The sequence below is a fragment of the Bradyrhizobium sp. MI1.4 genome (assembly GCF_055811315.1).
Genome location: NZ_JBVVPP010000008.1, coordinates 168,372 through 177,588, shown reverse-complemented (window position 1 = coordinate 177,588; position 9,217 = coordinate 168,372). Strand labels below are relative to the sequence as shown.

Genomic DNA, 9,217 nt, shown 5'->3' with positions numbered 1-9,217 from the left:
CGGGCGCGGGTGTGCGCCGCGCCGGCCTCTCCTGCTCGCCCCCCCGGCGGGCGGGGGGCGCTCGCCCCCCCCCCCCCCCCCCCCCCCCCCCCCCCCCCCCCCCCCCCCCGCTTCGTTTAGCCGTTCAGAGCCGCGTTACTCCGAGTATTTGAACTCGGGCATGTTCTTCAACTCGTCCTTGCTCGCATTGAACACGGCGTGGTCCGGATACCATTTCGACGCGGACGTGGCCGTCGTCGTCGTCGCGGGCTTGTTGTCGGTGCCGGTCGCAGCACCCGTCGTGGTAGTCGCCGCGGGCCGGTTGGCTGCGCTGTTCGGGTTGTTCCCGGCAGCGCCGGTGTAGGCAACCGCCTCGTTGACGAATTTCAGCTTCTCAAAGGGCACCGCAACCAGATGCTCGCCCAGGCCGAGGAAGCCGCCGACGCCGATCACGGCGATCTTGATGTTACCGCTCTTTTCCATCAGCAGATCGTTGATCGAGCCGATGTTCTCATTGGCGTCGTTATAGACCTTGATGCCGTCCATCTTGGACGTACGCCACTGTCCCGACGCGGTCGTGGTGGTCGTCGTCGCCGCGGCAGCCGGCGCCTTGTCGGTGGTGGCGGTCGGATTTTGCGCGAACGCAACGGTTGCGAGCAGTGCGGTACCGGCAAGACCGGCCGCGATCGATTTCATCAACATATTGTCCTCTCCTTCAGCAGAAAACTTGTGCGGAGAAAACAGCTCGGATCAGTCCCAGTTCCGCGCGTGCTGCAATTTCGTCGCGTGCTGCGCGAGCATCTGGGCAGCGTTCAATTGTTCCTAAGTCACTCAGGAACATTTCGCAGCGCACGATTTCGTCGATAAATTCATGCGGCGCGCGCGATCGCGATCGCCCACGGCGGCGAACTGTCGCTGCACGACCCGGAGCCGCATGGGCCGATCGTGCGGATGCAATTGCCGGTACGGCAGCAGCCGCAGCTTGCGGCTTAAGCCATGATCCGGACCCGAAGGGCCGCGCCAGCGCAAAGTGTGCAGCGGTTTTCCGAAAAGATCATGCCCGAAGACTAAACCTCAGGCCGCAAGCGGCGGGTGCGCGACGGCTCCCTCATCAAAAATCGCAACCGCCTCGAAGCGATAATTGCAAGCACGGCATGTCCAAAGATAGGAGATGCGTCCGTCGCCCGCCTCGATCCAATCAGGTTGGGGGATCGGCGCGCCGCATTGCGCACAGGGATTTTGCCTGGGAATGTCGCCGATGTGTGCCTTCACCACGTTTGCTTTTGTCATGGCACCTCTCCCGATTTGCGCCGCTCTCTTACTCGCTTTCGGGCCCACACGCGAATAGACAGGCCCGCTGTCGCGAATGACGGCTTCGTCTGCATGACAAGCCCTACGCCGGCCTTGCGTCCGAATGACGGCTCTGCGCTGCAAAAACGTAATCGGAGGCGTTTCGCCACATCATCGCCGCGTTCGCGGGGCCTAACGCGAGCGGGCGCAGGTGAGCGGTGCCGAGGAACATTTGATGAAAATTTTACTTGTCGCCGCGCTGCTCGCGGCCGGACTGACGTTGCCACAGGCCGCATTCGCGGGCCAAGCGGAGTACGCCGAGATGGTCGCGGCCCATGCCCGCGCCAACGGCGTGCCGGAGGCGCTGGTGCATCGCGTCATCATGCGCGAAAGCCGCTATCAGCCCGGCCTGGTCGGCCATGGCGGCACCATCGGGCTGATGCAGATCAAGCTCGCGACCGCGCGCGGGATCGGCTACACCGGCGACGCCGCCGGCCTGCGCGATCCCAATACCAATCTCACCTATGCTGTGAAATATCTCGCCGGCGCCTATCACGCCGCCAATGGCGATCACGCCCGCGCCGTGCGTTATTTCGCCGGCGGCTATTACTACGCCGCAAAGCGGCAACGGCAGGAGGCCGTGCAGGTCGCCAATACGAGCGAGGCCAATATGGGCTCCCCTTGGCTTGAGCCGAACGGCAATCCGCAGCCGATATTCGGCGCCGCGCCGCACCGCAAGCTCGCCCAGCGCGTCCGCAACGCCCGGGCACAGGCGCCCAGGTAAGCCCGGTTCCCGCCAAGCGCGTTGACCACCCAGTCCTGCTGGCATACATTAGAGCCGTTCCGAGGGGTGCTCCGAGGAGGAGCTGAGATACCGCTAAATGGGCAAATCCGCCCAGGACCGCGGTGACCCTTTGAACCTGATCCGGGTCATGCCGGCGAAGGGACAGGGATGTTGCAGACGACCAAGCGACCGGATTCCCCGGTATCCATCATCGGCGCAGGCATTGCGGGCGCCTGGCAGGCCTTGCTGTTCGCGCAGGCCGGCCACGCCGTCACCCTGCACGAGCGCGGTGACGCCGACATGACCGACGCCACCAGCCATTGGGCCGGCGGCATGCTCGCGCCCTATTGCGAGGCGGAGGTTTCCGAACCCATCATCAGCCGCCTCGGCCTGCGCTCGCTCGACATCTGGCGGCGCGAATTTCCCGACACGCCTTTCAACGGCTCGCTGGTCGTTGCCCACCCGCGCGAGCGCAACGACTTCGAGCGTTTTGCCCGGATGACCGAAGGCCATCGCCGGCTCGATGCCGCCGGCCTTGCCGAGCTCGAGCCGTCGCTCGAAGGCCGCTTCCGCGACGCGTTGTTCTTCCCGACCGAGGGTCATGTCGAGCCGCGCCGCGTGCTGCCGAAACTGCACGAGCGCATCCGCGCCGCCGGCGGCACCATCAAATTCGAAAGCGACGTCGCCGCGGCCGAACTCGCAAAACTTGATCCTAAAGGCATCGTGATCGACTGCCGCGGCCTTTCTGCGCGCGACGAGCAGCCCGGCTTGCGCGGCGTCAAGGGCGAGATGATCCTGATCGAAACCGCCGAGGTGCAGCTCGCGCGCCCGGTGCGGCTGATCCATCCGCGCTGGCCGCTCTATGTGATCCCGCGCGAGGACAATCTGTTCATGCTGGGCGCGACCTCGATCGAGGCCGAGGACACCGGCGTCAGCGTGCGTTCCGCGCTGGAGCTGTTGGGTGCGGCCTATGCCGTGCATCCCGCCTTCGGCGAAGCCCGCATCGTCGAATTCGGCTCCGGCCTGCGGCCCGCCTTTCCCGATAATTTGCCGCGCATCGGCATCCGTGACGGCACCATCAGCGTGAACGGCCTCTACCGCCACGGCTTCCTGATCGCCCCGGCGCTGGCCGAGCTGACGCTTGGCTTTGTCGAGCGCGGCCAGATCGACAATGAGGTGATGCAATGCGCGTGATCGTGAACGGCGAGCAGCGCGAGGTGAATTCGGCCAGCGTCGACGCGCTGCTCAGCGAGCTCGACTACGAGGGCACCCATTTCGCGATCGCGCTCAACTACGACGTCGTGCCGAAGAGCCGCTGGGCCGAGACGGCGCTGAAGCCCGGCGACGAGATCGAGATCATCACGCCGCGGCAGGGAGGGTGATGATGATGGCGCGCTCGCCGAACACTCAGCTGTCATCGCCCGGCTTGACCGGGCGATCCAGTACGCCGCGGCGTCTCGGTTCTAACCGCACCGCCTCTGGGATACTGGATCCCCGCCCCCCGTGCGCAATTTGCGCACTAGGCGGGGATGACAGTGTCATTTGGAGAGACACCCCATGGTGACCTTCTACGGCAAGACCTTCCCCTCCCGCCTCCTGATCGGCAGCGCGCTCTATCCCTCGCCTGCGACCATGCAGGCGGCGATCCGCGCCTCGGGCTCGAACATCGTCACGGTGTCGCTGCGGCGCGAATCCGCCGGCGGCAAGACTGGGGACGCGTTCTGGAATCTGATCCGCGAGCTCGACGTCACCGTGCTGCCGAACACCGCCGGCTGCCGCAGCGTGCGCGAGGCGGTGACGACGGCCAAGCTCGCGCGCGAACTATTCGGCACGAGCTGGATCAAGCTCGAAGTCATCGCCGACAACGACACGCTGCAGCCCGATGTCGTTGGACTGGTCGAAGCCGCCGCCATTTTGATCAAGGACGGCTTCGAAGTGTTCCCCTACTGCACCGAGGATCTCTCGGTCGCAAACCGCCTGGTCGATGCCGGCTGCAAGGTGGTGATGCCGTGGGCGGCGCCGATCGGCAGCGCGAAAGGCATCACCAACCGTGACGCGCTCAAGCTGATGCGCGAGCGGCTGCCTGATATCACCCTGGTGATCGACGCCGGCATCGGTGCGCCCTCGCATGCGGCACAGGCGCTCGAGCTCGGCTACGACGCCGTGCTGCTCAACACCGCCATCGCAAAGGCCGCCGATCCCGTCGCCATGGCCAACGCCTTCCGCCTCGGGATCGAGGCCGGACGCACCGCTTTTGAGGCCGGGCTGATGAACGCCCGCGATTTCGCCTCCCCTTCCACCCCTGTCGTTGGGACACCGTTCTGGCATGCCGTATCCTGATCGCTTTTATCCCGTCGTCGACAGCCTCGCCTGGGTCGAGCGCCTGACCAAGCTCGGCGTCGGCACCATCCAGCTGCGCGCAAAGGACCTCGACGACTCCCAGTCGCTGCAGATGGTCACCGATGCGCTGGCGATCACCGTGGGCACGCAAGCCAAGCTCGTCGTCAACGACTATTGGCGCGCCGCGATCGTCGCCGGTGCAAAGTATCTGCATCTCGGCCAGGAGGATCTTGCCGACGCAGACCTCGCTGCCATCCGCGAGGCCGGCCTGTCGCTCGGCGTCTCCACCCACGACGATGCCGAGCTGGACACCGCGCTCGCAGCCGAGCCCGATTATGTCGCGCTGGGCCCGATCTTCTTCACCACGTTGAAGTCGATGCGCTTCGAGCCGCAGGGCATTCCGAAGATCACGGAATGGAAGAAGCGCGTCGGCAATATCCCGCTGGTCGCGATCGGCGGCATCAAGTTCGAGCACGCCGCGGGGATCTTTGCCGCGGGCGCGGATTCCATCGCCGTCGTTTCCGACGTCACGCAAAATGCCGACCCGGATGCGCGGGTGCGGCAATGGCTCGGCCTGTCCGCGGAGGCGGCGTGATGCGCCTCACTCTCTCACCCCGCACGCCACTGTCATCGCCCGGCTTGACCGGGCGATCCAGTACGCCGCGGCTTCTCGGCTTCAGCCGCACCGTCTCGGAGTACTGGATCCCCGCTCCCGTGCGCAATTGCGCACTAGGCGGGGATGACAGCGGTATTTGCCTCTCGCACAGCGACATCAACGAATTAAACCGGAGGATCCCATGAACATCCGCTCCAACCCCGACAAGACCGTCCCCGCCGTCACCACCGGCCCGCTGCCCTCGTCGCGAAAAATCTTCGCCTCGCCCGACGCCGCGCCTGACCTGCGCGTGCCGCTGCGCGAGATCATCCTCTCTGAAGGCGCCGGCGAGCCGAACCTGCCCGTCTATGACACCTCCGGTCCCTACACCGACCCGAGCGTGACCATCGATGTCAACGCCGGCCTCGCGCGCGGCCGCAAGGCCTGGGTGCTGGAGCGCGGCGGCGTCGAGGAATATCAGGGCCGGCAGATCAAGCCGGAGGACAATGGCAGCGTCTCCACCGACAAGGCCGCGCGTGCCTTCTCGGCCTATCACCAGCCGCTGCGCGGCCTCGACGGCCACAAAATCACCCAGCTCGAATTCGCCCGCGCCGGCATCATCACCAAGGAGATGATCTACGTCGCCGCGCGTGAAAATCTCGGCCGCAAGGAGCAGCTCGAGCGCGCCGAGGCAGCGCTTGCCGACGGCGAAAGCTTTGGCGCCCAAGTCCCCGCCTTCATCACCCCGGAGTTCGTGCGCAGCGAGATCGCACGGGGACGCGCCATCATTCCCTGCAACATCAACCATGCCGAGCTCGAGCCGATGATCATCGGCCGCAACTTCCTGACCAAGATCAACGCCAATATCGGCAACTCGGCGGTGACGTCATCCGTCGAGGAAGAGGTCGAGAAGATGGTGTGGGCGATCCGCTGGGGCGCCGACACCGTGATGGACCTCTCGACAGGGCGCAACATCCACACCACCCGCGAATGGATTTTGCGCAACGCGCCGGTGCCGATCGGAACCGTTCCGATCTATCAGGCGCTGGAGAAGTGCGACGGTGATCCGGTCAAGCTGACCTGGGAGCTCTACAAGGACACGCTGATCGAGCAGTGCGAACAGGGCGTCGACTATTTCACCATCCACGCCGGCGTGCGCCTGCAATACATCCACCTCACCGCCAACCGCGTCACCGGCATCGTGTCGCGCGGCGGCTCGATCATGGCGAAGTGGTGCCTGGCGCATCACAAGGAAAGCTTCCTCTACACCCATTTCGACGAGATCTGCGACCTCATGCGCAAGTATGACGTCTCGTTCTCGCTCGGCGACGGCCTGCGTCCGGGCTCGATCGCGGATGCCAACGACCGCGCGCAGTTCGCGGAGCTGGAGACGCTCGGCGAACTCACCAAGATCGCGTGGGACAAGGGCTGCCAGGTCATGATCGAAGGCCCCGGCCACGTGCCGATGCACAAGATCAAGATCAACATGGACAAGCAGCTCAAGGAATGCGGCGAAGCGCCGTTCTACACCCTCGGGCCCCTGACCACCGACATCGCGCCGGGCTATGACCACATCACCTCAGGGATTGGCGCCGCCATGATCGGCTGGTTCGGCTGCGCCATGCTCTGCTACGTCACGCCGAAGGAGCATCTCGGCCTGCCCGATCGCAACGACGTCAAGGTCGGCGTCATCACCTACAAAATCGCCGCCCACGCCTCCGATCTCGCCAAGGGTCACCCGGCAGCCCAACTGCGCGACGACGCGCTCTCCCGCGCCCGTTTCGACTTCCGCTGGAGCGACCAGTTCAACCTCGGCCTCGACCCCGAGACCGCCAAGAACTTCCACGACGAGACCCTGCCGAAGGAAGCCCACAAGGTCGCGCATTTCTGCTCGATGTGCGGCCCGAAGTTCTGCTCGATGAAGATCACACAGGACGTCCGCGACTACGCGGCGACGCTGAACGATCCGAACGGCGTGGGCATGTCGATGAGCGGCACGGCCGAGGACGGCATGGCCAAGATGAGCGCGAAGTTCAAGGAGATGGGCGAGAACTTGTATCTGGATGCGGAGAAGGTGAAGGAGAGCAATCGGGTGTTGTGAGCGGGCCCGTGCGAACTTTGGGGGCGACGATCGTCGCCCCCAAAGTTGGAAACGCAATGCGAACGGCCCATGCGGTCTGAAATACTACCAGGACTACCACCGTACGGACCTCCGGCCATCTCTTTGACCGGACACGGTGAGCGCGAATTTCGGGAAAGGTTTGGTTGTCCGCTTCTATCCCAAGGGTTCCGATCCATGGATCGGCAATTTCGTGGGAGGCATCTTCGATTGCACCACTGTGCTCGATCATCCCAACGGAAGGGACGTGATCGTTGTCGCGTGTGGCGACACCTGCATTATCGATCCGGAAGACCGTGCAGTTAGAGATCACATTGGAAGTGACACCGGACAAGTGATTGCGGTACCGGCTCTTGGACTGGTGGTTTTCCAAGGGTTGGTCGATTTTAGCGCGGTTCGGTCAGATGACCTGTGATGGATTAGTCCGCGGATTTCGTGGGATAGCTTCCGCAGTATCAATGTCCACGAAACCAAACTTACCGGCGAAGCATGGTCTGCAATTGGAGACTCTTGGGTATCATTCAGCCTCGATCTTTTGACAGACCACTGCACCGACGGAGTTTATGAGTTAGATGCGGCTCGGGCGGTGCGTGTGACGCGCAAATCGGACTAGCGCGGGCAAGCGTAGCCCGGATGAGCGCAGCGACATCCGGGTCTTTGCCCTCCCGCATATCGCTCCGCTCATGCGGGCTACAGCCCCGGATAATTGACGTGCCCGATACATCCCCTCACCGCCTCCCCGACCAGCTCCGTCCCAACCTCCGCCTCGTCTTCGTCGGCACTGCCGCCAGCACGCGCTCGGCCCAACTCGGGCATTACTACGCCCATCCCGGCAACCGCTTCTGGCGCGCGATTCATGAGGCCGGGATCACGCCGCGGCGCTATCAGCCAAGCGAGTTTGCGGCGCTGCTGGAGCTCGGGATCGGCTTCACCGATCTCTCCAAGTCGGGCGCCGGGATGGATCATCAGATCGCGGCTGAGACAATCGACGTGCCCGGCTTCAGGGCCAAGATCGAAAAGTTTCGCCCGAGGGCAATTGCGTTCACGAGCAAGAAGGCGGCGAGCTTGTTTTACGGCACGCCGTCGAGCGTGATTGCGCTGGGGCGGCAGCCACGCGATGAGAGTTTGCCGGAGATTTTCGTCCTGCCCTCGCCGTCGGGTGCTGCGTCAGGGCATTGGACGCTGGAGCCGTGGCGAAAGCTTGCGGCGTGGATCGCGGCGTAGCGTGAATTTGCGATAGCGCTCGCCCCCTCAGGCGTCGTCCCGGCGAAGGCCGGGACCCATAACCCACGGAGTGGTTTGGCGGAGACTCGAGGTCCGGTACAGCGACCATTCGTAATCGATGGATTCCGCGGTATGGGTTCCGGCCTTCGCCGGGACGACACCGCCGATTTAGGCAACGCATCCCGCGACAAGTTCACCCCGCATACGCCTTATCCAAATCCACAATCACAATCTTTCTCATCTGCATCATCGCCTGCATGACGCGGTTCGCCTTGCTGCGGTCGGGGTCGCCGAGGTAGCGGCCGAGCGCTGATGGGATCACCTGCCAGGACAGGCCGAACTTGTCCTTGAGCCAGCCGCAGCGGGACTCCTCGCCGCCGTCGGCGGTGAGCCTGTCCCAGAAATAATCGACTTCCGCCTGCGTCTCTACGCTGATGAAGAACGACACCGCTTCGTTGAACTTGTATTGCGGGCCCCCGTTGAGCGCGTTGAAGCGCTGGCCTTCGAGCTCGAACACCGCCATGAAGTCGCTGATGGTCTCAACCTTGGCGTTGGGGAACACCGATTTGTAGAAGGCGACGGCCTCCGGCACGTTGTTGTCGAACCAGAGAAACGGCGTGATGGAGGTCATTAACGTGTATCCTTTCGCCTTGGCTGGACGCGCCGCAGGGTGCCAGTGTTCCAAGGACGAGGCAGGGGGCAACGATCCGACAGTGGCCGCGGGATTTTCTTGTAGCCCGGATGAGCGACAGCGACATCCGGGGCCCGCAGCTGCCCCGCAAATCGCTATCGCTCATGCGGGCTACGGGTCCACGAAAACCCAATGACCTGTCGGAATCCACTCATTCCATTCGTCCTCCGAACGCAAAACGCGATCAACCCCGGA

At 64.1% G+C, this 9,217-nt stretch carries 11 protein-coding genes and 1 riboswitch; of the genes, 8 read left to right on the top strand and 3 right to left on the bottom strand.

The genetic code is table 11. From position 1 onward, the window contains the following. Positions 1-135 precede the first annotated feature (135 nt). Together AC0L23_RS12450 and AC0L23_RS12445 are read right to left on the bottom strand one after the other, a co-directional pair. Positions 136-681, bottom strand: coding sequence for a PRC-barrel domain-containing protein (locus AC0L23_RS12450; protein WP_473357000.1), 546 nt, complete (start codon positions 679-681; stop codon positions 136-138). A gap of 372 nt (positions 682-1,053) precedes the next feature. Next, a complete protein-coding gene (locus tag AC0L23_RS12445) occupies positions 1,054-1,269 on the bottom strand; it encodes a hypothetical protein (protein WP_018454159.1) in 216 nt (71 codons plus the stop codon). A gap of 235 nt (positions 1,270-1,504) precedes the next feature. On the opposite strand from AC0L23_RS12445, the gene AC0L23_RS12440 reads away from it, so the two are divergent. The 8 genes from AC0L23_RS12440 (at position 1,505) to AC0L23_RS12405 (ending at position 8,331) form a co-directional block, all read left to right on the top strand. Then, positions 1,505-2,053: a lytic transglycosylase domain-containing protein gene (locus AC0L23_RS12440; RefSeq protein WP_085385375.1), complete on the top strand. Its 549-nt coding sequence runs from the start codon at positions 1,505-1,507 to the stop codon at positions 2,051-2,053. Positions 2,054-2,105: 52 nt separating this feature from the next. Then, a riboswitch (TPP riboswitch) is annotated at positions 2,106-2,234 on the top strand. Beyond that, positions 2,222-3,247 (top strand): FAD-dependent oxidoreductase, encoded by a 1,026-nt coding sequence (locus AC0L23_RS12435; RefSeq protein ID WP_085385374.1) that lies wholly within the window; start codon positions 2,222-2,224, stop codon positions 3,245-3,247. Its footprint overlaps the riboswitch before it by 13 nt. Continuing rightward, positions 3,238-3,435 (top strand): sulfur carrier protein ThiS, encoded by a 198-nt coding sequence (gene thiS, locus AC0L23_RS12430; RefSeq protein ID WP_085349129.1) that lies wholly within the window; start codon positions 3,238-3,240, stop codon positions 3,433-3,435. Before AC0L23_RS12435 ends, thiS begins: the two co-directional genes overlap by 10 nt. Before the next feature lie 175 nt (positions 3,436-3,610). Next, entirely contained in the window at positions 3,611-4,393 is a 783-nt protein-coding gene (locus AC0L23_RS12425) for a thiazole synthase (protein ID WP_085385373.1), read from the top strand. Further along, positions 4,380-4,988 (top strand): thiamine phosphate synthase, encoded by a 609-nt coding sequence (locus AC0L23_RS12420; RefSeq protein ID WP_085385372.1) that lies wholly within the window; start codon positions 4,380-4,382, stop codon positions 4,986-4,988. The genes AC0L23_RS12425 and AC0L23_RS12420 overlap by 14 nt, the downstream gene beginning before the upstream one ends. Before the next feature lie 202 nt (positions 4,989-5,190). After that, positions 5,191-7,089: a phosphomethylpyrimidine synthase ThiC gene (gene thiC, locus AC0L23_RS12415; protein WP_085385371.1), complete on the top strand. Its 1,899-nt coding sequence runs from the start codon at positions 5,191-5,193 to the stop codon at positions 7,087-7,089. Between the two features lie 136 nt (positions 7,090-7,225). Further along, positions 7,226-7,522 (top strand): hypothetical protein, encoded by a 297-nt coding sequence (locus tag AC0L23_RS12410; protein WP_143273906.1) that lies wholly within the window; start codon positions 7,226-7,228, stop codon positions 7,520-7,522. Between the two features lie 296 nt (positions 7,523-7,818). Further along, positions 7,819-8,331 (top strand): mismatch-specific DNA-glycosylase, encoded by a 513-nt coding sequence (locus AC0L23_RS12405; protein WP_377788850.1) that lies wholly within the window; start codon positions 7,819-7,821, stop codon positions 8,329-8,331. Between the two features lie 193 nt (positions 8,332-8,524). Here the strand turns inward: AC0L23_RS12405 and AC0L23_RS12400 are convergent, their stop codons facing one another. Further along, complete coding sequence (locus tag AC0L23_RS12400; protein ID WP_085385369.1) at positions 8,525-8,962, bottom strand: VOC family protein; 438 nt, start codon at positions 8,960-8,962, stop codon at positions 8,525-8,527. Between the last annotated feature and the right edge of the window lie 255 nt (positions 8,963-9,217).

Excerpts from the sequence above, each read along its gene's own strand:
- AC0L23_RS12450 (WP_473357000.1), bottom strand. The coding sequence starts at position 681 with ATGTTGATGAAATCGATCGCGGCCGGTCTTGCCGGTACCGCACTGCTC.
- AC0L23_RS12445 (WP_018454159.1), bottom strand. The coding sequence starts at position 1,269 with ATGACAAAAGCAAACGTGGTGAAGGCACACATCGGCGACATTCCCAGG.
- AC0L23_RS12440 (WP_085385375.1), top strand. The coding sequence starts at position 1,505 with ATGAAAATTTTACTTGTCGCCGCGCTGCTCGCGGCCGGACTGACGTTG.
- AC0L23_RS12435 (WP_085385374.1), top strand. The coding sequence starts at position 2,222 with ATGTTGCAGACGACCAAGCGACCGGATTCCCCGGTATCCATCATCGGC.
- thiS (WP_085349129.1), top strand. The coding sequence starts at position 3,238 with ATGCGCGTGATCGTGAACGGCGAGCAGCGCGAGGTGAATTCGGCCAGC.
- AC0L23_RS12425 (WP_085385373.1), top strand. The coding sequence starts at position 3,611 with ATGGTGACCTTCTACGGCAAGACCTTCCCCTCCCGCCTCCTGATCGGC.
- AC0L23_RS12420 (WP_085385372.1), top strand. The coding sequence starts at position 4,380 with ATGCCGTATCCTGATCGCTTTTATCCCGTCGTCGACAGCCTCGCCTGG.
- thiC (WP_085385371.1), top strand. The coding sequence starts at position 5,191 with ATGAACATCCGCTCCAACCCCGACAAGACCGTCCCCGCCGTCACCACC.
- AC0L23_RS12400 (WP_085385369.1), bottom strand. The coding sequence starts at position 8,962 with ATGACCTCCATCACGCCGTTTCTCTGGTTCGACAACAACGTGCCGGAG.